At 69.2% G+C, this 25514-nt stretch carries 16 protein-coding genes; 6 read left to right on the top strand and 10 right to left on the bottom strand.

Features of this window, described 5'->3' with window-relative positions; all coding sequences use genetic code 11:
- The first annotated feature begins 428 nt into the window (after nt 1-428).
- On the top strand, nt 429-1493 hold the full coding sequence (locus D7X99_RS01420; protein WP_121776111.1) for a polysaccharide lyase: 1065 nt from the start codon (nt 429-431) through the stop codon (nt 1491-1493).
- Between the two features lie 191 nt (nt 1494-1684).
- Nucleotides 1685-3220 carry an RICIN domain-containing protein gene (locus tag D7X99_RS01415; RefSeq protein ID WP_121776110.1) on the top strand — a complete coding sequence of 512 codons (1536 nt, stop codon included), beginning with the start codon at nt 1685-1687 and terminating at the stop codon, nt 3218-3220.
- 86 nt (nt 3221-3306) lie between these two features.
- Here D7X99_RS01415 and D7X99_RS01410 read toward each other — a convergent pair whose 3' ends face one another.
- The 4 genes from D7X99_RS01410 to D7X99_RS01395 form a co-directional block, all read right to left on the bottom strand.
- Nucleotides 3307-4857, bottom strand: a complete 1551-nt coding sequence (locus tag D7X99_RS01410) for a DHA2 family efflux MFS transporter permease subunit (RefSeq protein WP_233613032.1) — start codon at nt 4855-4857, stop codon at nt 3307-3309.
- Between the two features lie 6 nt (nt 4858-4863).
- A complete protein-coding gene (locus D7X99_RS01405) occupies nt 4864-6147 on the bottom strand; it encodes an HlyD family secretion protein (protein ID WP_121776109.1) in 1284 nt (427 codons plus the stop codon).
- A 45-nt stretch (nt 6148-6192) separates the two neighbouring features.
- A complete protein-coding gene (locus D7X99_RS01400) occupies nt 6193-6699 on the bottom strand; it encodes a MarR family winged helix-turn-helix transcriptional regulator (protein WP_121776108.1) in 507 nt (168 codons plus the stop codon).
- Nucleotides 6700-6829: 130 nt separating this feature from the next.
- Nucleotides 6830-7942, bottom strand: coding sequence for a glycerophosphodiester phosphodiesterase family protein (locus D7X99_RS01395; RefSeq protein WP_121776107.1), 1113 nt, complete (start codon nt 7940-7942; stop codon nt 6830-6832).
- Nucleotides 7943-7983: 41 nt separating this feature from the next.
- Here D7X99_RS01395 and D7X99_RS01390 point away from each other — a divergent pair, with 41 nt between their 5' ends.
- Nucleotides 7984-8217, top strand: a complete 234-nt coding sequence (locus D7X99_RS01390) for a hypothetical protein (protein WP_121776106.1) — start codon at nt 7984-7986, stop codon at nt 8215-8217.
- Here D7X99_RS01390 and D7X99_RS01385 read toward each other — a convergent pair whose 3' ends face one another.
- Nucleotides 8218-8667: a nuclear transport factor 2 family protein gene (locus D7X99_RS01385; RefSeq protein ID WP_121776105.1), complete on the bottom strand. Its 450-nt coding sequence runs from the start codon at nt 8665-8667 to the stop codon at nt 8218-8220.
- The gene (locus D7X99_RS01380; protein WP_121776104.1) at nt 8648-17308 is read right to left on the bottom strand and encodes a non-ribosomal peptide synthetase/type I polyketide synthase; all 8661 of its coding nucleotides are present in this window, start codon (nt 17306-17308) and stop codon (nt 8648-8650) included. Before D7X99_RS01380 ends, D7X99_RS01385 begins: the two co-directional genes overlap by 20 nt.
- Before the next feature lie 86 nt (nt 17309-17394).
- Here D7X99_RS01380 and D7X99_RS01375 point away from each other — a divergent pair, with 86 nt between their 5' ends.
- The gene (locus tag D7X99_RS01375; RefSeq protein WP_121776103.1) at nt 17395-17931 is read left to right on the top strand and encodes a metal-dependent hydrolase; all 537 of its coding nucleotides are present in this window, start codon (nt 17395-17397) and stop codon (nt 17929-17931) included.
- Between the two features lie 32 nt (nt 17932-17963).
- Nucleotides 17964-19730, top strand: coding sequence for a carboxypeptidase regulatory-like domain-containing protein (locus tag D7X99_RS01370; protein WP_121776102.1), 1767 nt, complete (start codon nt 17964-17966; stop codon nt 19728-19730).
- 6 nt (nt 19731-19736) lie between these two features.
- Here the strand turns inward: D7X99_RS01370 and D7X99_RS01365 are convergent, their stop codons facing one another.
- Nucleotides 19737-20540, bottom strand: a complete 804-nt coding sequence (locus D7X99_RS01365) for a glutaminyl-peptide cyclotransferase (RefSeq protein ID WP_121776101.1) — start codon at nt 20538-20540, stop codon at nt 19737-19739.
- A 59-nt stretch (nt 20541-20599) separates the two neighbouring features.
- A complete protein-coding gene (locus tag D7X99_RS01360) occupies nt 20600-21061 on the bottom strand; it encodes a response regulator (RefSeq protein WP_120593225.1) in 462 nt (153 codons plus the stop codon).
- A 443-nt stretch (nt 21062-21504) separates the two neighbouring features.
- Here D7X99_RS01360 and D7X99_RS01355 point away from each other — a divergent pair, with 443 nt between their 5' ends.
- Entirely contained in the window at nt 21505-23019 is a 1515-nt protein-coding gene (locus D7X99_RS01355) for a Do family serine endopeptidase (RefSeq protein WP_121776100.1), read from the top strand.
- A 54-nt stretch (nt 23020-23073) separates the two neighbouring features.
- Here the strand turns inward: D7X99_RS01355 and D7X99_RS01350 are convergent, their stop codons facing one another.
- On the bottom strand, nt 23074-23826 hold the full coding sequence (locus D7X99_RS01350) for an immunity 52 family protein (protein ID WP_121776099.1): 753 nt from the start codon (nt 23824-23826) through the stop codon (nt 23074-23076).
- A gap of 12 nt (nt 23827-23838) precedes the next feature.
- Nucleotides 23839-25443 (bottom strand): Tox-REase-5 domain-containing protein, encoded by a 1605-nt coding sequence (locus D7X99_RS44380; RefSeq protein WP_199756311.1) that lies wholly within the window; start codon nt 25441-25443, stop codon nt 23839-23841.
- Nucleotides 25444-25514 lie beyond the last annotated feature (71 nt).

Raw genomic sequence — 25514 nt, 5'->3', positions numbered from 1 at the left:
TGCCTTCAGGCGTCCCATGACGCGGTGGGCAGCAAGGCGGTGGGAGAACAGGCGCATCGGATGTTTTGGGTGACACACGCACCAATAGACGGGCTGCTCGGCCGATCTTGAAAAAAGGCCCCACTTCCCACGTCAGGCGCGAGAAGGAGACAGGGCGCCGGGCCGTCCGGTTGTTGGGGGGATGACGCCCGGGGGCTCGGCTGCACGGCTGCTCTCGAAGGATGGTTTGAGCGCCCGCATCCACCTGGAATCACGCGCTTCGGCATGCCTGGGGAAGTGACGGGCGGCAGGGCCCTGTCCCCCTCATGCCCCACCAGGCGTCCCGGCGAGCGCGCGTGCGGCAGGGGGTTGGCAGGCGAGAGGGGGCGGGAAGGCTTTTTTCCCGCCGCGTGTCCTCGTGGCCCAACCCGGACCGAAAGGACCCCTGTTTGAAGCGACTCCTTCAGCTCGTTGCCGCGGCCTCCCTGATGCCTGCCCTGTCTTTTGCTGGCGTCATCTGGAAGGGCGACTTCGAGACCGGCAACACGTCCCAGTGGACGCGCCAGCAGGCCGTTGCCAACAGCCGCTTGCAGGTCGTAACGGATGTGGTGCGTGACGGCAGGTACGCCCTCAAGGCCACGGTGAAGCAAGGCGATGATCCCATCAACGCCAGCGGCAACCGCAACGAACTGCTGTACCTGACCCACGAGACGCAGGGGAAGGAGTACTACTACAAGTGGAGCACGCTCTTTCCCTCGAACTACCCGGTGCATGACTCGTGGCAGGTCATCACCCAGTGGCACCAGGAGAGCTGCTGTGGCTCGCCGCCGCTGGAGTTCTTCGTGCGCGGGGACAAGATCAACCTGCGCGTGGGCGGCAACACCACCCCCGTGCTGTGGCAGACCTCCATCGACAAGGGCAACTGGCACGACTTCGTGCTGCACGTGAAGTGGTCTTCGGACAAGAAGGCCGGCTTCGTGGAGCTGTGGCACAACGGCGAGCACGTGCTGCCGAAGACCTACGGCGCCAACCAGTTCGGCAAGGAGCTGAACTACCTGAAGATGGGCCTGTACCGCGACGACGCCATCAAGCCCGAAGGGAGCATCTTCCACGACGGCTTCACCATGGCGACGACGCTCGAGGACGTGATGCCGCCCGCGCCCGCGCCCGCGCCGGTGGAGGAGAAGCCCGCGCCCGTGCCCACGCCCGTGCCGGATGACACGACCATCCCCGCGGAGGATCCGACCCCGGTGACGGAGACGCCGGTGACGCAGACGCCGCAGCTGCCCACCCCCCAGCTGCCCACCGTGGGCGGGCAGACCCCCACCCCCACGCCGGTGTCCAACAACCCCAATGGCCTGCCGAACGCGTCCGAGGGCGTGGCGGGGGGCTGCAGCGCGTCCGGCACGTCCGGCACCCTGCCCTTCGCCGGTGCCCTGCTGATGCTGGGCGCTGTCGCGCTGCGTCGCCGCCGGGCCCCCGCCCGCGCGGTCGCCCGTCGCGCCAGGCGCTGACTTCCGCTCGATACCGAAGCAAGTCCCCAGGCCCGGTGCGTCTCATGACGCGCCGGGCCTTCTTGTTTTCTGGGACTTTCTTCGGCCACACAAAAATGTCGGAGAATTGAAGTAATTCTTGAATTGTTTGACCTTCGCGGCTCAGTCGGGTTTCGCTTCGGGTTCCCCCGCAGCACGAAAGGCAGGACCCGATGAAGCGGACCTCCGGTCTGTTCTCCACCGCGACGGCGCTGTTCGCTGGCGCCACGTTGAGCGTGATTCCCTCGATGGCGATGGCCGCGCCTTCCCAGGCGGAAGCGGCGCTGGCGCACGACGTGTCGCCCGACCTGCTCTCCGCGATGCAGCGGGACCTGGGCCTGACGGCGGACGGCGCGAAGCAGCGGCTGGCGTCGGAGGCGGCGGCGGTGCGCGTGGAGGGTTCGCTGCGCTCGGCGCTGGGCGAGCGCTTTGGCGGCGCGTGGATGAACGCGGACGGCAGCGCGCTAGTGGTGGGCGTGACGACGGACGCGGACGCGGACGCGGTGCGCCGCGCGGGGGCGGTGCCCCAGAAGGTGAAGTACACGCAGGCGGAGCTGGACGCGGTGAAGGCCCAGCTGGACCGCGACAGCCAGATGGCGGGCCGCGCCGTGCACGCCTGGTACGTGGACGTGATGACGAACAGCGTGGTGGTGCTGACGCAGGACTCCGCGCTGACGGGCGGCTCGGACTTCGTCGCGAAGGCGGGCGTGAAGCACGCCGCGGTGCGGATGGTGTCGTCGCGCGAGGAGTTCAAGCCGGTGTACGACCTGCGCGGCGGTGACGCGTACTACCCGGGCAACGCGCGCTGCTCCATCGGCTTCCCGGTGGCGGGCGGCTTCGTGACGGCGGGCCACTGCGGCGGCGCGGGTACGGGCACCAGCGGCTTCAACGGCGTGGCGCAGGGCACGGTGGTGGCGGCCAGCTGGCCCGGCAACGACTACGCCTGGGTGCGCACCAACGGCTCGTGGGGGTCGCAGCCGTGGGTGAACAACTACGCGGGCGCCAACGTGCTGGTGCAGGGCTCACAGGAGGCGGGCGTCAACGCGTCCGTGTGTCGTTCGGGCTCCACCACCGGCTGGCGCTGCGGCGTCATCACGGGGAAGAACGTCACGGTGAACTACTCCGCGGGCCCGGTGTACGGCCTCACGGCGTCCAGCGCGTGCGCGGAGGGCGGTGACTCCGGCGGTTCGTGGCTGTCCGGCAACCAGGCGCAGGGCGTGACGTCCGGCGCTGGCGGCAACTGCACCTCCGGCGGCAACACCGTCTTCCAGCCGCTCATCCCCATCCTGAACGCCTACGGCCTGTCGCTCACCACGTCCGGCAGCGGCGGCTCCGGCGGGCCCATCATCGGCCTGGCGAACAAGTGCATCGACGTGCCGAACTCCAACACCAACGACGGCACCCGCCTGCAGCTGTGGGACTGCAACGGCACCAACGCGCAGAAGTGGTCCTTCATGTCGGACGGCACCGTGCGCGCCTTCGGCAAGTGCATGGACGTGGCCTGGGGCTCCAGCGCCAACGGCACGGCCATCCAGCTGGTGAGCTGCAGCGGCAACCCCGCGCAGCAGTTCATCCTCTCCGGCGCCGGTGACCTGGTGAACCCCCAGGCCAACAAGTGCGTGGATGTGTCGGGCGGCAACTCCGCCAGCGGCACCCCGCTGCAGCTCTGGGAGTGCAACGGCACCAGCGCGCAGAAGTGGCGCCGGTAGTCGTCTGCGGTAGCACCTGAAACGAAGAAGCGCGGGCCCCAGTGCATCGGGGACCCGCGCTTTGTCGTTTCAGCGACCGCGCTTCTTCAGTGCGCGCCTTCCACCTTCACGTTGGGGTCCGCCTTCTGGAGCATGAACACCAGGATGATGGCGCAGACGAACAGCGCGGCGAGGATGAGGAAGTTCGTGTTGAAGGCCCGCACCAGCGCCTGCGCGCTGATGCGCTGACTCAACAGGCCGTAGGCGGCGCCCGTGGGATTCAGCACACCCCTGGCCGCCATGGCGCCGGTCATCGAGGCGACCTGCTCCTGGGCGACCTGCCCGTAGACGTCCACGTGCGAGGTGATGGCGGTGACGTTGGCCTGGGTGGAGCGGCTGAGCGCGCTGCTCATCCACGCGGTGCCGATGGAGCCGCCCAGCTCGCGGGTGAGGTTGAAGAGGCCCGCCGCGTTGCCTCGCTGCTCCGGACGCAGGTTGCTGAGCGCCATCACCGACAGCGGCACGAAGATGAAGCCCAGCGAGCAGGCGCGGATGAACACCGGCGTGATGAGGGTGATTTCATCCACGCGCGTGGTCAGGTGGCCGTTGGTCCACAAGGACAGGCTCATGCCCAGGATGCCGAAGCCAATCAGGAAGCGGCCATCCACCTTGCCGCCGAACTTGCCGATGAGCGGCATCAGCAGGATCTGGATGGCGCTGCCCTTGAGGAAGATGAGCCCGATGTCCAACGCCTCGTAGCGCATCACGGAGCCGCAGAAGAGGCTGAAGAGGAACGAGCCGGAGAACAGCGCCGTGCCCACCAGGAAGTTCACCCCCGTGGCCGCGGAGTAACTGCGGTTGCTGAATACGCGCAGGTCCACCACGGGACTGGGTGTCTCCAGTTCGTGGACGACGAAGGTGATGAGCGCGATGGCCGCGACGACCGCCAGCAGCGTGATGAGCCGGCTGTCGAACCAGTCCTCGCGGTTGCCCTCCTCCAGCACGTACTGAAGGCACGCCATGCCCACGGCGAGCAGCGCGATGCCGTTGCGGTCCACCTTCTCCGTGGACGCTTCGAAGTGGGGCTGTTCGATGGAGCGCCACGCCATGTACGCGGCGAAGAGGCCCACCGGCACGTTGATGAGGAAGATCCAGTGCCAGCTGGCCGCTTCAATGAGGAGCCCGCCCACGGTGGGCCCCAGCAGCGGACCCGTCACGGCGCCCAGGCCGAAGAGGGCGCCCGCCATGCCGTGCTCCTCGCGCGGGTAGCGGGCGAAGAGGATGGCCTGGGACGTGGGGATGATGGCGCCGCCGCCCATGCCCTGGAGGATGCGGAAGGCCACCAGCGAGGTCAGGTTCCACGACAGGCCGCACAGCACGCTGGCCACCGTGAAGAGGATGATGGAGAACGTGAAGTACTTCCGGTAGCCGAAGCGGCGCTGGAGCCAGCCCGTCATCGGGATGACCACGACGTTGGCCATCATGTAGCCGGTGGACACCCAGGCGATTTGATCCAACGGCGTGCCGAAGCTCGCGCGGATGTCGCTCAGGGCCACGTTGACGATGGAGATGTCCAGCACGGACATCAGCGCCGCGGCCATGGCCGCGATGGTGATGCCCGCCTTGGAGCCGGTGATGACGTCTCGGCGAGCGTCCACGGTGGGTTACTCCGCCTTCCGGGTATCCAGCGCCGCGGACTTCTGGGGCTCCGGCTTCGCGCCGGTGTCCACGGTGACGTAGGCGCTCATGCCCGGCTTGATGGGCAGCTCCTTCAGGTCGCCGTCGAAGCGGATGAGCACGGGGATGCGCTGCACGACCTTCACGAAGTTGCCGGACGCGTTGTCCGGCGGCAGCAGGGCGAAGCGCGCGCCGCTGGCGCCCGCGAGGCTGTCCACGTGGCCCTTGAACGCGTGGCCGCCGAACGCGTCCACCTTCAGCTCCACCGGCTGGCCCGCGCGCATCTCACCAACCTGGTCCTCCTTGAAGTTGGCCACGACCCAGATGTCGTTCTGCGGAACGACGGCCATCAGCGGGCGCTCCGGCCCCACCATCTGCCCCACCTCCACGGTGCGGCGGCTGACCACGCCGTCCACCGGGGCGCGCACCTGCGCGTAGGACACGGCGAGCTCCGAGAGCGTCAGCGCGGCGCGGGTCTGCTTGAGGCGGGCCTCCGCGAGCTTCAGCGCGGCCTGCCCGGCCTGCACCTGCACGGGCGCCGTCTCCGCGGCGGAGAGCTTGCCCTGCGCGGCCTCCAGGCCACCGGAGGAGCTCTGGATGCCGGCCTCGGTGGAGGTCAGCCGCGCGCGGGACTGGTCCAGGGCGGCCTTGGCCGTGTCATACGCGGCCTGCCGGGTGTCCAGGTCCGACTGGGACAGCGCGCCCTGCTCGCGCAGCTGCTTCACGCGGCCCAGGTCCGTCTCCGCCAGCTTGAAGCGCGCTTCGGAAGAAGCCACGTCCGCGCGGGACTGCTCCAACGCGGCCTTGGAGGAGCTGATGCCGCTGGAGGCCTGGGTGACGCCGGCGCGGGCCTGCCGCAGGTTGGCGCCCGCGTTGGCCTCCGTGAGGGTGAGCTGGGCCTGGGCGTTGGACAGCTGGGCCTCCGCGCTCATCACGTCCGCGCGAGCGACCTCCAGGCGCGCGTCCAGGTCCGCGTGGTCCAGCTCCACCACCACGTCGCCGGCCTTCACCGCCTGGTTGTCATGCACCAGCACGCGGGCCACCTGGCCGGCCACGCGCGGCGACACGTTGGCGATGCGGCCCTCCACCTGGGCGTCGTCGGTGGACTCGTGACCGTGGGTGAGCAGGAAGCGCGCGCCACCGCCCAGCACCGCCACGCCCACGAGGATGGGCAGCACCTGCTTCGCGCGGGAGCGCTTCGCGGGCTGCGCGACGGCGGGGGCTTCGGTGGAGGGAGCGGCTTCCAGTGAAGGGGCGGTACGGGTCGTCATGGTTGTTGCTCGGTACAGCGTTGAAGAAGGGGTGTGGGAAGGGGCTCAGGGGTCCCGCAGGGCGGGGATGCCGGTGGACACCTTGGCGAGCAGGGCGCGAAGCGTGTCCCGCTCATCCATGCTCAAGGGAGCCATGAGCGCGGCGATGCGGCGGTAGTGGTCGGGCATCATCCCCTGGATGAATTCGCGGCCCTTCGAGGTGAGGTGCACGGAGTACATGCGCCGGTCCTCGGGGTGATCCGTGCGGGAGATGAAGCCGTCCTTCTCCAGCGTGTCCAACAGCCCGGTGATGGTCGCGCGGCTGCAGCTCGCCAGCTCCGCGAGGTCCGCGGGGCGCAGGGTCTCCCCCGCGTCCTCCGCCGCGAACAACTGCACCAGCACGACGAAGCGCCCGTGGGACACGCCGTTCCGCGCGAAGTGCGCTTCGTAGGCCTCCGTCAGCTCATTGGAGAGACGCAACATCGTGAGACATGTCTCGATGGCGCTGGGGTCGAGCGCCGGGAAGCGCTTCGCCATCTGCTTCAGCCGCTCGTACCTGGGTACAAGCTTCATCGGCGTGGCGTTTTTCGGACGAGAAGGGACCAAGACGAGGCGTCTAGTAAGGCCCCTAACGATTTTGCGCAAGTTGATTTCGTCGCCTGACTAAATCCTTGATTTCCCGGTCGGGGAATGGACCGTCTGGCTACTCGACCGCCATCACATCCGCGGCGGTGGGACGCGTCCTCAGGAGGACGGCGGTGCGCAGCTCCGGGTGACGGTCCTGCACGGAGCGCACGGCGCGCAGGTCGAAGGACTGCACGTCCGTCCTCTGGACGAGCCCTGCTCCCTGGATGACCCGGGCGACCGCGTCGCCATGGGCTGGAGCGATGTCTGTCTTCTCTGATGTCCGTTTGAGTTCCACATTGAAGCGGATGCGGCGGGCGATCCGGGCGCGGAGCGGGTCGCGGGCTTCATGGGCGGCGTCCGCCTGGTCCGCCGCGAAGGCGAACACCTGGCTCAGGGTGGGGACGATGTAGGGGTCCGGGAGTCCCACGCGGGCGGCGAACGCGACGGCTTCCGGGGAGCGGGCGCGGTCGTTCGTCTGGTCCGGACGATCCTCCAGGAGCCGGTCGCAGACGAAGCTGGCTTGGAGCTTCGCGACGGTGAGGGTCGCGATGGAAACGGGAGCGGTCAGCGGGCTTCCATCCGCGTGGCGGCACTTCGTTGGGAACAGGTCCAGGTCGTGGGAGACCACGGGGACGCCGTCGGCGGTGAGGACGGTGTCCAGTTCCAGCGTGTTCATCCCGTGGTCGAGCGCGGCCTCGAAGGACGGCAGCGTGTTCTCCGGCCGCAGGTTCCGCGCGCCCCGGTGGCCCTGCGCATCGAAGCGCTTCGGGTCGATGAGCCCGTCCGCGTCCAGCAGGTCTCCAGGAGTGCCGTCGCCATTGGCGTCGAAGTCGCGCACCGCCTGCATCAGGAGGTCCGGCTGGTCGCTGATGATGCCGTCCACGCCGCGCTCGAGCAGGGCCTGCATCGTGGGCAGGTCGTTCACGGTCCAGACGACGACCGGGTGACCGGCGGAGTGGAGGCGCTCCAGGTCGATGCCGCCTCCGGGCTGGAGCAGCCGAGCGTCCGGGGCGCAGAAAGGGGCCTCGCCGTGAGCGTGCGCACGCAAGGTGTCCATGAGGCGCACCGTGGGGTCGTCCGCTGGCGTGTGGGAGGAGCGGCCCGTCCCCGAGCATGCGCAGGTGAGGAACGCCAGGAGCACCGCGAAGGCGCGGCGGGGGGACCGCTGATGGATTGATGTCGTGCGCATGGGCTGCCTTCCTTCCGGGTGTCGGTTAGGAAGATGGGGCGATGGATGTGAAGGATGCCACCGTGCAGGCAGCGCTGCTTCAGGCTTGCGACGACGCGGGACTGCCCCAGTCCCTGAGGGGCTGCGTGTATCCGCTGCTGCGGGACCCGGAGGGCGACTGGGTGCCCTGCTGCGGCGGGGGCTGCATGCCGTGTACGTCCACACTCGCGGATGTGGCGCTGCGCACGCTGGAGCTGCTGGGCACGCCTCGACGCTCGCCGCTGCCTCCGGGGTGATCAGCGGTACTTGTGGTCCACCAGCACCTCCGTGCGCGGAAGCGACCAGTGCATCTGGACCATCCGCCACTCGGGGCCCCGGCGTTCGAAGGCGCAGGTCACGCGAAGGCCCTCGAAGGTCACGGGCTTGCCGCCCGCGACCAGGGCGATGTCCATCGCGGGCACCGTGAGGCAGGCCATCGTGGAGGGCGGTGCGCCCCCGTGCCAGAGCTGCTCCGAGCGCAGCGTCACGCGGATGTCTCGCAGGCTCCCGAACTGGGTGCGGAAGGAGTGCGCCACCTGCGCCCAGCCGATGAAGTGGAGGTTGGAGTGCGTGCCCACGACCACGATGTCGTCGTCGTGCCAGAACAGCTCGGACAGGGCCTCCAGGCTCCCGCGCTCGTAGGCCTCCACGAACGCGGTGAAGCACCGTGAGAGCTCCGTCTTCCATTCATCCCGCGTCGAGGTCATCGCGTTCCCCTCCCCTTCCCGCTGTCAGCTGCTCACGGATGAGCCTCGCCACCTCCGCCACGTGGGGCTCCTCCATGACGGTGAAGTGGTTGCCGCGCAGGTCGTGGGACTGGAACGAAGCGGTCGTCAGCGCCTTCCACCAGGCCGCCGCGTGCGGGTCCAGCACCGCGTCCCGCTCCGTGGCCCGCAGGTACACGAGCGGCACCGCGTGACGTCCCGGCGCGTATGCGGCGATGGCCTCGTTGGTGGCGAGCACCACGTCGCGCAGCCGCGTGTCGAGTTCCATCGCCGTCCGCAGCCCGTCCGCCGCGCGCGGGGAGATCTCCTGGAACGCGTCGATGAGCCGGAGCACGTCTCCCATGCTCCGGATGTTCAGCCTGCGCGAGTCGTCCACCGTCACCGTGTCGACTTGGATGACTCCCGCCACGGAGTGGCCTCGCTTCAGCAGCTCGACCGCCATCTCGTACGCGATGACGCCGCCCGAGGAGTGGCCGCCCAGCCAGAAGGGGCCCTGGGGCTGGAAGGCCAGCAGCTCATCCACATATGCGCGGGCCATCGCGGGCACGTCGCGGAAGAGCACTTCGCCGGGCTCCAGCCCCGACGCTCGGAATGCGTGGACCGGCGTGTCCGCGCCCAACCGCTTCGCCAGCGGCAGGTACGTGTAGACGGTGCCCCCGATGGGCTGCACCAGGAAGAGCGGTGTCCGTCCGCGTCGTCCCTCCTGGAGTTCCATCCTGAGCGGTGCCGCCTTGGTGAGTGGCCGCCCCGTACGCTCCAGCTCGTCCTGGACCGCTCGCACCCATGCGCCCAGCGTCGGGTGTTCCAGCACCGCATGCAGTGACAGGCTCACCGACAGCCGCGACTTGAGTTCGCGGTTGAGCTGCACGACCAGGAGCGACGTGCCTCCAAGTTCGAAGAAGTGGCTGTCCGGCGTCAGCGTGTCCACGCCGAGCAGCTCCTTCCAGAGGGCTTCCATGGAGGCATGGACCTCTTCACGGCTGAGCGGCCGGGGCTCGTTCGTGACTTCAGGCCGAGGCAGCCGTGGCGTCTTCTCCGCCAGCGAGTACCGCTTGCGCTCGAAGGGATACGTCGGCAGCACGACGCGCCTGCGCGGGCCGCTGCCGCGCACCATGCCCCAGTCCACGGAGAAGCCCGCGGACCAGAGCTGTCCCACGGCATGGAGCAGGGCCTGTTCATCACTCTCCGGTGGATGACGCCGTCCCATGGGCACGCCGAGCGTGTGCAGCACGAGCCGCTCCCGCCCCACCCGGGGGTTCAGCAGCGTCAACGCGGAGAGCGTCTGCCCCGGTCCCACCTCCACGAACAACCGCTCGCGGTCCTCCAGCAGCAGCTCCAGCCCCGAGGAGAACCGGACCGTGTGCCGCAGGTGGCGGGCCCAGTACGTGCGGTCGTGCGCGTCGTCCGCGGTCAGCCAGGTGCCCGTGACGTTGGAGATGAGGGGAACCGCCGGGGACTTCGGGCGCATCGACCTGGACAGGTCCGTGAGCGGTTGCATCGCGGGCTCCACGAGCGCGGAGTGGAACCCGCTCGCGTTCGGCAACCGCTTCGTCCTCACGCCCCGCTCCCGCAGCCGCGCCGCGAAGTCCTCCAACGCCTCCAGCGCCCCGGACACCACGCACTGCCCGGGTCCGTTGACCGCGGCCAGGGACAGCCCGGGTGGCAGCTCCTGAGTGAGCACGCTCTCCGACAGCGGCACGGCCAGCATGCCGGACGGTGGCAGTGCATCGCAGAGACGACCGCGCAGCGCGATCAGCGCCACGGCCTGCTCCAGTGACAGGACGCCGGAGAGGCACGCGGCGGCGTATTCACCCAGGCTGTGGCCCAGGAGGCTCGTCGGGTGGAGACCCCATGCGCCCAGCAACCGCGACAGTGCGTACTCCGTCGTGAAGATGGCGGCCATGCCCAGCGAGGGCAAACGCAGCGCCTCCTCCGCCTGTGCTCCGCGCTCGTCGGTGAGCAGCGCGGCGCGAAGTTCGCGCTCTACTTCCGGGCCGAAGAGCGCGGCGCATGCATCGAAGGCTTCGCGATACGCCGGAGCGCGCCGGTACCACGCCGCGCCCATGCCCGCGTCCTGCGTGCCCGTGCCGGGAAACAGGAAGCACACTTCAGGCAGCGGGGACGCAGCGTGCCGCACGGGTCCGTCCCGCCGGAGCTTCGCGATGGCCTCCGCGGGTGTCTCGCACGCGATGGCGCGCCGGTATCCGAACGCCGTCCGTCCCTCCTGCAACGTGTACGCGACGTCCGCCAGGGACTGCTCCGGATGCCGCTCCAGATGATCCGCGAGCCGCCGCGAAGCCGCGTTCAATGCATCCCCGCTCCGCGCCGAGAGAACCAACACCTCCGCCGCCGTGCTCACGTCGACGGTGGGCACGGGGCGTGCCTCCTCGAGGACCACATGCGCGTTCGTTCCTCCAATGCCAAACGCGCTGACTCCCGCGAGACGCGGGAAACCCTCGGGCAGGGACCACGGCCGCCCTTCGCGACTCACGACGAACGGAGAATGCTCCAGGCCCGCTTCCGGATGGGGCTGCTCGAAGTGGACGGTGCCTGGGAGAAAACGGTGCTCCAGGGCCAGCGTCGTCTTGATCAACCCCGCCACCCCGGCCGCTGAGTCCAGGTGTCCCACGTTGCTCTTGAGCGCGCCCAGGACCACCGCGGGCTCCGACACCTCACGCGCTCCGAAAGCGAGCCGCAGCGCCTGGACCTCCAGCGGGTCGCCCAGCGGCGTCGCCGTGCCGTGGGCTTCGACATAGGTGATGTCGCGAGGGGCCACGCCCGCGTCGACGTGTGCGCGTGTGATGACGTCGCGCTGGCCCGCCACGCTCGGGGCGGTGAAGCCGACCTTGGCGTTTCCGTCGTTGTTGATGGCCGAGCCCCGGACGACGGCATGGATGGAGTCTCCATCCCGCAGCGCATCCTCCAGGCGCTTGAGCACCACGATGCCCACGCCGCTGGAGGGCACCGTTCCCTGCCCCTTCGCGTCGAAGGGACGGCAGTGTCCATCCGGAGAGGTGATGCCACCTGCCTCATGGAGATAGCCGGAAGGACCGGACGCGAAGAGGGAGATGCCTCCTGTCAGGGCCACGTCGGACTCGCCCGCTCGCAGGCTCTGGCAGGCCAGGTGCACGGCCACCAGTGACGTGGAGCAAGCGGTCTGCACCGTGAGCGCGGGCCCACACAGGCCCAGTTGATACGCCGTCGCCGTGGCGAGGAACTGCCATGGATTGCCCAGGATGGACCGGTACGCCTCCGCGGCCACGGACAGCGAACGGAAGCGCGGCATCACCTGATCCAACCAGTAGCGCGGCACTCCCGAGCCCGCGAACAGCCCCGCCTTGCCGGGCAGCCGCTTCGGGTCGTAGCCCGCCGCTTCGAGTGCCTCCCATGCGCACTCCAGGAACATGCGGAGCTGCGGATCCATCAGCCGCGCGTCCAGTGGGCTGTAGCCGAAGAAGGCTGCGTCGAAGAACTCGACGTCCTCCAGCAGCCCGGAAGCACGGACGTAGGAAGGATCGTCCAGGAGCTGGGGATCCTCGCCCGCATCGAGCAGCGTCTCCCGGCTGAACCGGGACAGGCCCTCGCGGCCCTCCACCAGCAACGTCCACAGCGCTTCGACGCTGGGTGCTCCCGGGAACCGTCCGGCCGTACCGATGATGGCGATGGGGCCAGAGGAACGCGCGAGGGTTCGCGCGGGCTCCGGCGTCACCGGTTGCACGGCAGAGTCCGCGTCCAGGTGCCGCGCGAGGGATTCGATGGTCGGGAACTGGAACAGCGTGGCCATGCTCACGCGGATGCCCAGCTCCGAGGCCAGCGCCGACTGGACCCGAGTGAGCAGCAGCGAGTTCCCACCCGCGTCGAAGAAGCCCTCCTGCCTGCCGACGCGTTCCAAGCCGAGAATCCGGCACCAGATGCGCTCCAATGCCTTCTCACGCTCCGTGGACGCGGGCGCTTCGGGAGCAGCCTGGGCATTGCCGGAAGGCAACGGCAGCGCGTCGCGGTTGAGCTTCCCTGTCGGCCCCATCGGGAACGCATCCAGCAGCACCAGCTCCCGAGGAACCATGTGCGGCGGAAGTGTTTCACCCAGCGATTCCTTGAACGCAGGCGTCAGCAGGTGTGACGCCGAGGCGGCATCCCGGGGGATGACGTAGCCCACCAGGTGCCGCTCTCCCGCGAGCAGCCGGGGTTCGACCACGGCGTCCCGGACATCGGGGTGCTTGCGCAACGCGGCCTCGATCTCGCCCAGCTCGATGCGGAAGCCGCGCAGCTTGAGCTGACGGTCGGAGCGCCCGTGGAAGTCGATGCCGCCGTCCGGGCGATGGCTCGCGATGTCTCCGCTCTTGTAGAGGCGTGCGCCCGGCTCAGAGCTGAAGGGATGCGGGATGAACCGTTCCGCGTCGAGTTCGGGACGGTGCAGGTAGCCGTGCGTCAGTCCCTTGCCTCCAATGTAGAGCGCGCCGCGCACGCCCACGGGGACGGGGGTCAGGGTTTCATCCAGCAGGTGGACCTCGTAGCCGGAGAGGGGTGTCCCGATGGGGTACGGGCCCTCGCCGGCCACGCACTCCGCGGCCGTCGTGAAGACCGTGGCCTCGGTGGGCCCGTAGACCTGGATGAACCGGCGGCCCGGAGCCCACGTGTCCACGAGCCGCGCGGGAAGCTCCTCGCCTCCAATCGCGAGCGTCTTCAGGTCCGGAAGCGCTCGCCACGTCATGGAGCCCAGCGCCGACGGCGTGAACATCGCGGTGTGGATGCGCTGGGTCTCCAGGAAGTCCGCCAGTTCCTCACCGGCGGCCACGTCCTCCTGGGCCATGAGGTACAGCGTGGCGCCGGAGGAGAGCGTCGGGAAGATCTCCGCGACGGAGAAGTCGAAGCCATACCGCGCGCACTGCGCCACGCGCTGTCCCGGTGCGAAGCCGAAGTCCCAGGCCACGGTCTCCGTCAGGTGCACCGAGCTCCGGTGGCTGATGCACACGCCCTTGGGCTGACCCGTCGAACCGGAGGTGTAGATGACATACGCAAGGTCATCCCCGGTGACATGGACCCGTGGCGTGTCCTCCGGACCACCGCGCACCTGCTCCAGCGCGACCACCGGGACGCCCGCACCGTCCATGAGCGCGAGCGTCGTCTCCTGCGCGAGGATGCGCTTCAGCCCCGCATCCCGCACCGTGAACTCCAGCCGTGCCCTGGGATAGGCAGGGTCCAGCGGCACGTAGGCCGCGCCCGCCTTCAGCGTCGCCAGCAGGGCGATGATCAGCTCGAAGGAGCGATGGATGCAGACGCCCACGAAGTCTCCAGGCCGAACGCCCTGGGAGATGAGGTCATGGGCCAGCCGGTTCGCTTCCGCGTTCAGCGCGCGATAGCTCAGGGACCGGCCCTGGAAGACGAGGGCCGGCGCGTCTGGCGTGCGCTCCACCTGTGCTTCGAACAGATGGTGCAGACAGTCCGCGTGAGGCACGTCCCGCACGGGTCCGTGAGCCCAGGCGAGCACCTGTGTCTGCTCCACCTCCGAGAGCAGCGGCAACGCCGAAACCCGTTGCTCCGGGTCCTGTGCGGCCTCGCGCAGCAGCGTCACGAAGTGCTGGCCCAACTGGTGGATCATCCAGGGCTCGAAGACGTCCAGCGCGTACTCCCACCGCACGGACATGCCGTCGGGCCGCTCATCCAGCTCGATGGAGAGGTCGAGCTTCGACGTCCCCGTGTCGACGTCGTGGGGCTCCACCCGCCAGTCCGAGGCCGGCACCGCGATGCGCGGCTCGAGCGTGCAGCACACCTGGAACAACGGGTTGGCGCCAGGGACGCGCGCCGGGTTCACCGCCTCCACGATGCGCACGAGCGGCGCGTCTTGATGTTCGAGCGCCTCCAGACAGACGCGGCGCACCTGCGCCAACAAACCTCGAACCGTCAGCCCTTCGGAGAAGCGCAGCCGCAGCGGCAGCAGGTTCACGAAGTGTCCGGAGATGGCTTGCGACTCCTCGCGACTCCGCCCGGAGAAGGCACCGCCGACGATGAGGTCCTCCGTCCCGGAGTAGCGGTGCAGCAGCGCGCCGAACACGGACAGCATCGTCATGAAGAGCGAGGTGTCCTCGCCGCGCCCCAGCGCCTTCACGGACTCCAGGAGGTCCCTGGGGATTCGCACGACGTGCTTGGCCCCGCGGAAGCTCGGGACCTGGGGGCGGGGATGCTGCGTGGGCAGCTCCAGGTGCGGAGCCCCCGCGAGCGTCTGCATCCACCACTCGAGGTGTGACGCGATGGCTCCCTGGTAGCGAGGCCCCTGCTGCCAGACGGCGACGTCACCGTACTGGAGCGGCAGTAGCGGCAGCGACGGTGCCTCCGTCAGGTAGAACCCGTGCAGTTCCTGGAGGAACGTCGCCATCGTGAAGCCATCCACGATGAGGTGATGCATCACCAGGGCGAGGCGACTCTCCGCCGCGCTCAATCGCATCCACGTCGCACGCAGCAGTGGTCCGTGTTCCAGGTCGAAGGGCTCACGCGCCTCCTGGGTGGCCAACTGCAACGCCTTCGCGCTCCGCAGGCTTCCGGGCACGGCGTGCAGGTCCACGCGCCGCAGGTGGAACGGCATGTCCGGATGCACGCGCTGGAACGGACCGTCCGGAGTGGAGCCGAAGGTCGTCCGCAGCACTTCATGCCGGGCGATGAGTGAACGGAATGCGCGCTCCAGTGTGTCGGGCTGGAGGTCACCGGGCAGATACAGCGTGAAGGGCTCGTTGTAGACGGCGCTCCGAGGCACCAACTGCTCCAGGAGCCACAGTTGCCGCTGGGAATCAGACAGGGGCAGGGGCTGTGTCCGGTCCACGGGGACGATGGGTGGCACGTCGATGCCTCGACCCGTTCCCCGTGCCGCGTCCACCCACCGCGCCAGCTCCGCGATGTTAGGGCTGTCGAAGAGCGTCCTCACGGGCAGGCGGACCGACACCGCCTGCTCCAGCCGTTCAATGAAACGAATCGCGAGCAGCGAGTCGCCACCTGACTCCATGAAGCGGTCCTGCGTTCCGGCCTGCTGCGTCCCCAGGACCTCCGACCAGACGCGAGCGATCTCCTGCTCCAGCAGCGTGCGCGGTGTCTCACCCTCCCCCGAACCGAAGCGCGGCACTGGAAGCCGCGAGGGGTCCACCTTGCCGCTGGCGTTGAGCGGCATGTGCTCCAGCGCCATGACCGCATGGGGGAGCATGAAGTCCGGCAGCTTCGCGCCCAGATACGCGCGCAGCTCCGCGTCCTCCAACGCCGTAGCACCGCGCGGTGAGACATACGCGACGAGCCGCTTGTCGCCCGGGGAGACCTCGTGCACGCGGACCACGGCGTCACCGACTTGCGAGTGGGTGCGTAGGACGCTCTCGATCTCCGCCAGCTCGACCCGCGCGCCGCGGATCTTCACCTGGTGGTCCACCCGCCCCAGGAACTCCAGGTTGCCATCCTGGAGCCACCGCGCCCGGTCTCCCGTCCGATACATCCGCGCCCCGGGCACATCGCTGAACGGATCCGGGAGGAATCGCTCGCCGGTGAGGACGGGCCGGTTCAGGTAGCCCCGCGCGAGCCCCTCTCCGCCCAGGTACAGCTCCCCCACTTCGCCCACGGGCAGCGGCTTCCCCTCGTCGTCCAGAACATGCAGCTGGAGCCGCGCGAGCGGCCTGCCAATGGGGATGGACACGCCCGGCGCTGGAGGCGCGAGGAGCTCATACGCCGTCGCGGAGGTGGTGCACTCCGTGGGGCCGTAGCTGTTGAGCAGCCGCTGGGGCTTTCCCTTCGCCATGACTCGCGCCACCCACTTGGGGTCCATCACGTCGCCGCCCACCATCAGGACACGGAGCCCGCCGAACGCATCCGGGATGGCGGCGGCCAGTTGATGGAACAGCGACGTGCTCAGCACCGCGGCGGAGATGGCATCCCGCTGGAGCTTCGCCGCGAGGAGCGGAGGCGACAGCAGGGTCTCCCGTGAAACCAGATACAGCGTCGCGCCGTTCAGCAGCGCGCCCCAGACCTCCAGCGTCGAGGCGTCGAAGGCATACGACGCGGCCTGGAGGACGCGGTCCTCGCGCCGGAAGCCCATGAAGCCCTCGTCCAGCACCAGCCGCGCCACGCCCCGGTGCGGGATGCACACACCCTTGGGCCTGCCCGTGGAGCCGGACGTGTAGAGCACATACGCCAGCGAGTCCGGCCCCGCTCCGCTCTTCACGTTCACGGCATCCTGTTCCTCCAGAGGTTCATCCGAATCGGGAGGCTCGACGACGTGCCCCTGGAAGCGCAGCCCCTGGACCGCCTCACGCCGTCCGACGAGGACCCGCATCCCGGAGTCCGCCACCATCGCGGCCAGCCGCTCCGGAGGATGACTCGGGTCCAGAGGGAGATAGGCGCCTCCTGCCTTCAGGATGCCCAGCAATCCCACCACCGTTTCCGGTGTGCGGTCGGCGAGGATACCCACGGGCTGGTCGGGCCCCACACCGAGCGCTTGGAGCCGCCGCGCCAGCCGGTTCGCGCGCCGGTTGAGCGCGTCATAGCGGAGCACACCGCCCTCAGAATGCAGCGCCACGGCCTCGGGTGTGTTTCGTGCGTGCGCTTCAAAAAGCGTGGCGATGTCCAGCCGCGGGTGCGCGGAGATGAAATTCATGATGAGTCATTGCCCCCCACCTTCTCAACGCACTGCCCCGGGAACCTTCGCCGTGGACCTGGCATGCCGTACGCTAGTGCACACCCATGAATCCCATCGTCCACGCCGAATGGTCCTGGCTCCTCTCGCAAGGCCTGCGCGAACGGCGTGACCGCGTCCTGGTCACCTGCGCGGGGCTCGCGCCGGACCTGGATGGTTTGTCATTGCTGGCGGGTGAAGAGTTTTATTCGCGTTATCACCACGTGATTTTCCATGGCTACGTGGGAGTGCTCGTCACCATGGCGGTGTGTACGGCGCTGGCGCGGCAAAGAGCAGCGGTGGCCCTGCTGTCGGTGGCTGCGTTCCACGGTCATCTGCTGTGCGACCTCGCCGGCAGCGGCCCGGACTGGCCCATCCACTACCTGTGGCCCCAGAGCATGGAGCCGTGGTCGTGGTCCGGGCAGTGGAACCTGGGCTCCTGGCAGAACACGCTCATCGGGCTGGCCGCGACGCTGGCGTGCCTGGCGTGCGCCCTGCCCTTCCGGCGGACCGCGCTGGAGTTGCTGTCACCGCGCTGGGACGCGGAGGTGGTCCGGACCGTGCGGCGGCGCTTTTCCAGACAGGCTGATTCGCAAGCCCATTGAGCTGAAGGCAGACGCGACCCCAGAATGCAGCCATGGTCCTGATGGGTCTGGGAGTGCTGCTCGTGGGGGTGCTGGGCGCGGCCGTGGAGAAGGAGGACACCACGGTCACCGTCTACAAGGACCGGACGCTCGTGGAGCGGACCACCACCATGAACCTGGCTGGCACGGAGCGCGTCGTGTGGCCGCTGTTGATGGGCAAGGTGGAGGCCACCTCCGTGCGCGTGCAGACGGAGGGCGCCGAGGTCCAGCGCGTCGAACTTCGCCCCACCTACGTGCCCGCCTTCACCGCCGAGGAAGCCCACGCGGCGCTGGAAGCCCTGGAGCCTCGCCCTCCTCCTCCTGGAGATGAAAGATATTCGCTCCCCCGGGACTGGTACCAGGCAGCGGCGAAGGTCGAAACCCTGGCCACCCAGCCTTCGCCCCCCGCGCTGGAGGTGGCCGCCATCTTGAAGGGAACAGGCGCCACGAGGGTGGTGCTGAGGTACTTCCTGCCAGCCGTCAGCAACAAGTACATCCCTTCCCTGTCCGTGCGAAGCCAGGCTTCCCAGGTGGAGGCGGAGTTCCGGGGGCAGATCTTCCAGAATACAGGCTCCGACTGGAACGAAGCCCTCCTCCACTTCGCCCCTGGACAGTCGAGTCCCGTCTTCGATGCTCCCCGCCCCACCCCTGTGTGGCTGCACCAGCCGGATGCGCTGGAGGAAGAGGCAGTGCTGCGCCGCCAGATGTTCGACAGCATCGGGTATGCCACCGCGTCCATCTGGGCCCATCCGGAGTCCCGCCAGCCGGGGGACGCCCCCACGGTCCTCACCGGAACGGTCCTGGACGTGAACACGGGAGCGCCCCTGAAGGATGTGGTGGTCAACGTCTTCTCCGAACACCTCCGGGATGACGTGTTCGCGTTCACGGACGTGCGGGGTGAGTACCGCATCACCGATCTGCCCCCTGCGTCCGCTGGCTACAGGCTGTTCTTCCGGCGCGAGGGCGTCAGGCCCTGGATGCGCGAAAGGATGGACATCCCCCGAGCCAGCACCGTGCGAGTCGATGTGCGCCTGTGGACCGGAGTCGGGCCGGAGCCGGAGCCGCCTCCACCCCCTTCGTCAGAGTACAAAGGCGGGTGTGGTCCTGACGCGATACATCTGGACCCCGTGTTCATGGATTTCGTCATGACGCGCCTCGGTCAGCCCGAGCCCGCGACCATCCCTCCGCCCCGGGACTTCGCGCGACTGGCGGTTCCCGCTCGCGGCTCCCCCAAGGTTCCGGATTGGCGTCTCACGGTTCCGGGACGGAATACCCGGCGGGACAGGACCGCGCCCCGCTTCCCCCTGTTCACGGAGACCTGGCCCATGACGGTTCACCGTCAGGTGTTTCCCGCGCAGGACGCCGCCACCTATCTCGTCGCGGAGGTCCATGCCTCGCCGACCAGCGAGCTGATCATGCATGAGTGGGTCCCCCTTGCCGTGGACGGACAGCCGCACAAGTCCGTGAAGCTTCTACCCCTGGGGCCGGGAAACACCTTCACCCTCCCGCTCGGCACCGACCCGAAGGTCCGCGCCGTGCGAACCGTGCAACGCGCTCCCGTGGAATGGAATGCCCGCGAAGTCCACGACGTCACCGTGCGGGTGCCCAACCCGTATCCCGTGCCCATGAGCGTGCGTGTGCTGGACACCTGGCCTCAAGGAAGCCGGCTCGTCCGCACCACGCCCGGTGCCCAGCGGGACGACGCCACGGGAGGCCTGACGTGGGACCTGAAGGTGCCACCGTCCAGCACGGGCACCGTGTCCTTCCGCTACGCACGCTGACATGCGCTACGGCGTGGCGGCGGGCCCCACCAGCGTGACTTCGAAGAGGTCGGGCCACAGCTTGCCGGTGAGGAACAGGCGGCCGGTGCCGGGCTCCAGCGCGATGCCGTTGAGCACCGCCTCGTAGCTGCGCACCCGGCCGCGCACCGCCTGCGCCAGCGCCGACGCGTCGATGACCGCCAGCACGCGGCCCGTGGCGTAATCAATCTTCAGGATGTTGTTGGAATGCCAGACGTTGGCGTAGACGCCATCCTCCGCGCACTCCAGCTCGTTGAGCATCTCCTGCGGAACGCCCTGCAACGTCACCTGCACCTGGGACTTCACGTGGAAGTCCTTCGGGTCGTGGAAGCGCAGCGTGGACGTGCCGTCGCTGCGCACCAACTGGCCCTGCCAGTAGCACAGGCCCCAGCCCTCGCCGTCGTACTCCACCTGCTTCTCCTGCGCGGGTGGCGCGCCGTTCCACACGAAGAGCGTCTCGTCCTGCCAGGTGAGCTGATACAGCCGCGGCCCGTCGCTCGCGAGCCCCTCCGGGAACACGTCCGGCAGCGGCTGCTTCCACAGGGGCTCCGCCTGCTCCAGCGAGATGCGGCGCAGGTCGCCCTTCTCACCGGTGCTCTCGTAGAGCTGGCCCTGGTGGAACTGGAGCCCCTGCGTGAAGGCCGTGGGGTCGTGCGGGTAGGTGTGGACGATGTGCGCCACCAGCTTCTTGGGCGTGGCCTCTGGAGTGCCCGCGTCCGGCGTCTGGCGCTGCGTGGGCGCGCATGCCAGGCACAGGAGCGACAACGACAGGGACCAGGGGAGGCGGCGCATGGGCTTCCTTGCGACAGGCATTGCCGCGCCACCTTAGCGCGCCATCACCCGGGGTGGCGTCACTCGCGTGTCACCGCGAGGGCCACCTCCACCGCGCCTCGCAGCTCGTCCATGTCGAACGGCTTGTTGAGCACACAGGCAGCCCCCAGGCGCAGGGCCTCGCGGTGCAGCTGCACGTCTCCAAAGGCGGTGATGAGGATGACCGGCGTGTTCCACTGCTCGCGCCTCAGCCGGGCGAGCACCTCCAGGCCCGTGAAGCCCGGCATGCGCACGTCCGTGATGATGAGGTCGGGCGCGCGCGACTCCTCCGCCGTCAGCCCTTCAATGAGGACGCGCACCAGGTCCGGCCCGTCCGACGCCTCCACCACGTCATAACCGCGCCGCACCAACATCTTGCGGATGAGCGTGCGCATCTCCGTCTGATCATCCGCCACCAGGATGCGCGGAGGCCTCGCGGGCTCCGAGTGGGGGTCTTCCCAGGCCGCGCCGCGCGCGACTCCTTCTGATTGCTCGTGCACCATGGGCGTGAACTCCTGGAGGGGTTGAAGGTGCCGCGGCGGCGACGCTCGCGGGGGGACCTTTCGCTCCATGAGCATCCGCCGTGCCATGTCCAGCGGGAGCCACGGGGGTGGGGCGTGGGGCACGCCACCCCCGGGCGAAATGCCCCGGTTGGGGCACTTTGCCCCGCGCCCTGGGGCCTTCTGGGGCCCGGCTCCCCTCTGAAGGGGGGTTCTGGAGGGGTTGGCCCACGGCCTGCAATGAAGTCCCAGCGTCGGACCGGATGCGGGGCTTCCTCCAAGAGCTCCCTTCAGGCAGCTGGGCCACCGGTGGCTCCCGGTGTCGCTGGTGGAACGGGACCGCTGCCTCCTTCCCAGGGCGCCCACCGCATCCGGTTCGACTCTTTCTTTCCCATCTCCGACCGGAAGGCCCTCTTCCGGCCGCCACTCCTCAAGGAGAACGCACGATGGTCCGCACGCTTCCGTCCCGCCGCCACCTTGCCCGCGCGCTCACGCTGATGCCCCTGGTCGCCCTGGGGGCCTGCAAGCCGGCCGCGGACGTGGCTCCCCCCGCACGCCCCACGCTGTCGTTGAAGACAGCCACCACGCCCTCGGGCGCGAAGGTGGAGCCTGCGGTCTATTCGCCCACGCCCGGGTCACCCGGCGCGCTCATGTCGCTGGCGCCGCTCGTGGACACGGTGAAGGGCGCGGTGGTGAACGTGGAGGTGCTGGCCCGCGCACGCCCCGCGATGGGCGGGATGATGCAGGGCCTGCCCCCGGGCCTCGCCGAGCGCTTCGGCATGCAGGGCGGACAGAGCCCCTTTGGCGGGGGCGGCTCGCCCGCGAAGCAGGGACTGGGGTCGGGCTTCGTCATCGACCCGTCCGGCCTGGTGCTCACGAACAACCATGTGGTGGAGGGCGCGGACACCGTCCGGGTGAAGCTGGAGGACGGGCGCTCGTTCGAGGCGGAGGTGCTGGGCCGCGACGCGCTCACGGACGTGGCGCTCATCCAGTTGAAGGGCGTGTCCGGGAACCTGCCGTTCGTGAAGCTGGGGGATTCGGATGGCCTGCGCGTGGGCGACCCGGTGATGGCCATTGGCAATCCGTTCGGGCTCGCGTCGAGCGTGAGCGCGGGCATCCTGTCCGCCCGGGCGCGCGACATCCACGCGGGTCCGTATGACGACTTCCTGCAGACGGACGCGGCCATCAACCCGGGGAACTCCGGCGGCCCGCTCTTCAACATGAAGGGCGAGGTGGTGGGCATGAACACGGCCATCATCGGCGGCGCGACGGGCATCGGCTTCGCGGTGCCGGCGAACCTCATCCAGGCGCTCCTGCCGCAGCTCCAGGAGACGGGCGTGGTGCACCGGGGCTGGGTGGGCCTGGCGGTGCAGGACCTCACGCCGGAGCTGGCGCGCGCGCTGCGCGTGGACGCGGCGAAGGGCGCGGTGGTGGCTGGCGTCAGCGCGGGCGGCCCCGGTGCGAAGGCGGGCCTGCGCGAGGAGGACATCATCACGTCGGTGGGCGAGCGCGCGGTGGACTCCGCCGGGTCGCTGACGCGCGCGGTGGCGCTGCTCAAGCCGGGCAGCGAGGTGAAGGTGAGCCTGGTGCGCGGCGGCAAGGCGATGGAGGTGCCGGTGAAGCTGGGCACCCGGCCCACGCAGCGGGGTGAGGAGGAGATGACGCCTCGGGACGCGACGCCCGCGCCCCTGTCGAAGCGGATGGGCCTGCGGCTGTCGGAGGCGCAGGACGGCAGCGGCGGCGCGCAGGTGGTGGCGGTGGAGTCCGGCAGCCCCGCGGAGCGCGCGGGCCTGGCGCCCGGGATGGTGCTGACGCAGGTGGGTGACCAGAAGGTGTCCGGTGTCGCCGAGGCGGCGCAGGCGCTGACGTCCGCGGAGCCCGGAGCCGCGCTGCTCCTGCGCGCGCGGGTGCCTGGACAGGATGGGTCGCTGCTGCGTGCGATTGAGGTGCCACAGCGGTAGGACTGTTGTTGTTGGCGCGCTCCGCCGGCCGGGGTGGAGCGCGCCGTATTTCTTTCAGCGGGTCTTGATGAGCCCGGCCCGGGTGAGCAGCTCGCGCACGCGATTGGCCAGCGCCACGTGTTCCGAGTTGGTCACGGTGAAGCGCTCCGGGGTCAGGACGATGAGCGTGCCCTTGTCCTCCACGGGTTCGATGCGCACGGGCGCGGGCAGTGGGGGCACGGTGCCTCGCTGCTTGGAGAAGTAGGTCACCCAGCCAACCCAGGCGTTGGTCCTGTTGTCCGGATCATCCAGATCCCGATGATCTCTGGACATGGCCGCGATCCAGTCCGGCTCCCACGCGGCCACCATGCCGCGCATTACGGCCTCCAGCACGGAAGGGGTCAACACCCGCTCCGCGGTCGGTCCGTCGAATGGGAGGGACAAGATGCAGTTGTTGGGACTGGGGTCGTCGAAGGCTCCGCATTTGATGCTCAGACGTGCGTCATCGGAGGCGGAACCTCCGTTGAGGAAGCCGACGCGGAGGCCCAGTTCCTCGATGACGGGTCCTCGGCCCTCACGGTTGACGCCCCGTCGGAACAAGTCCGTGAGCACCGACACGTCGGGCGGCATCAATGACAGCTTCTGCGTGCCCTTACGGGAACGGATGGATTTGTACCAGTGGGCCAGGAGCGGATCGCATGCGGCCAGGAGCTCCAGGAAGACCGCCGCACGACGCGCGCACGCTTCTGGCGACTCCCGACGTGCCCCCCAGTAGGCACCCACAAAGAAGCTATCCGGGTAGGCCTGGGGCTTGGACTCGGTGGTCAAGGGGTCCTCTGATCAGCGTGCCGGAGTGTGAACGACTTCGATTCCGTCCATACCATCACCCTTGAGAAGGCTCCGGATGGCATCCGCCGCTTTCTTCTCCGCGACATGCCACTCGATGCGGACTCCCATGTTCCGCGTCTTTCTCCACTGCCGCTCCGCTTGTTCCCGGAGCTGCCTGGCCCCCGTTTCCTCGAACCAGACCTTTGGCTCCAGGTTGTCGAGGAACTTGTTCGCGTAGCCCGGGCCCTTGGCCTCCCGTAGCACTCCGTCCCGGAAGCCGTCGAACTTCACGCCGCCGCTGTTCCTTCCCACGCCGCCGACCCAGTAGGCCTCGTCCGCTGTGTGTCCGGAGATCTGCTCCTGGTAGCGCCGGGCCCGCGCGGACATCGACTCCTCGGCAGGCCCCCACTTTCCTGGCTCGGCTGGAGCCGGTGTCGCGTTGGCCTTCTGGAGGACGATGGCCGCCCCGGGTCCTCCACTCAGCACCGCCGCCGCGCGTCCCACGGGCACCGCGACGCGCTCGACACTGAGCAGTCCCTCCGCGGACACCGCGAGCACGGGCACGGTGGCCTCCACTCCCGCCGCTGCTCGCGTCAACGTGCGCGTCGTCACCGAGGCCGTGCCCCACAGCGTGATGACGTTCGTGGTCAGCCGCGCTGCTTCACGGATCTGCTCGCCCTCCGTCATGTACCGGAAGCGCTCCCAATACTCGGGCGATGACGCGATGAGCGCCGCCACGCCCTGCGGGAGATGGCGCAGGCTCGCGAAGCTGTCCGTGGGATGGGACAGCAACTGCCCCATGCCGTGGTACAGCTCCACGAACGCGTCCTCCGCGCCATCCAGGGATCGACTGAGGACATCCGCGTCGTCGTACACCTCCGCGAGCGGGCGCCAATCCGCCGCACGCAGCTGCGCATCGACTCCGCGGAAGACACCGCCCTTGCCGCTGTAGAAGCGCCCCAGCTCGAAGTTGCCCGCGCGGAAGGTCCCGTCCTTCCACTGCACGCCCCCCACCTTCTGCTGCGTGCGCCCATCGAGCGCCCAGGCCAGGTACCCGTCCGGCCGCAGCACCGCCACCTGCTCCCGGACGAACCGCTCAACCCGGCGCTCCAACTCCTCGCGAGACACCGCGCCGCCTTCCAGCACCTCGCGCAGCACGAAGCCCGCCGCCATGCGAGGCGGGTACGTCCCCAGCGTCACCGGCTCCTCCATCAGCCGGTTCAGCACCTCCGCCGCGTCCTCGGGCGTGAAGGGATTGCGACGGACCGGCGGCTCCTCCAGCCCGGCGCGCAGCAAGAGCTTCTCGAACGCGCCCACCTCCAGCAGGCCCAGCTCCACCGCCTGCCGCGTCCGCTCCTCCGCGCTCCCGATGAGCACCGTTCCCGGAGGCAGGCGCACCGGAGCCGCATCCCCCACCGTGCCGCCCGCGCCCTCGGACGCCGTGTCCCCATGCAACGGTGCCGGCGAGGCGCTGTGGTAGCGCGCGTAGCCGTGCAGCCCCACCGGCAACGAACGGGCACGTCCCCCCGCGCAGCCCACCAGCCCCGCGACGAGCACCAGACACAGCCACTCGCGCCGAAGCCATTCCCTGCTCCGTGGCGACTGAATCCCTTTCATGCCTGTTCCTCCTGTTGAACAGGGCTAGCAGGAACTCCTGACATCCTTGCCGCGTTGCGGTGTGAATTGAC

Source organism: Corallococcus sp. AB032C, assembly GCF_003668935.1.
GTDB classification, from domain to species: domain Bacteria; phylum Myxococcota; class Myxococcia; order Myxococcales; family Myxococcaceae; genus Corallococcus; species Corallococcus exiguus.
Note: the sequence above shows the minus strand (reverse complement) of the source record. Positions and strands in the feature narration are given on the sequence as shown.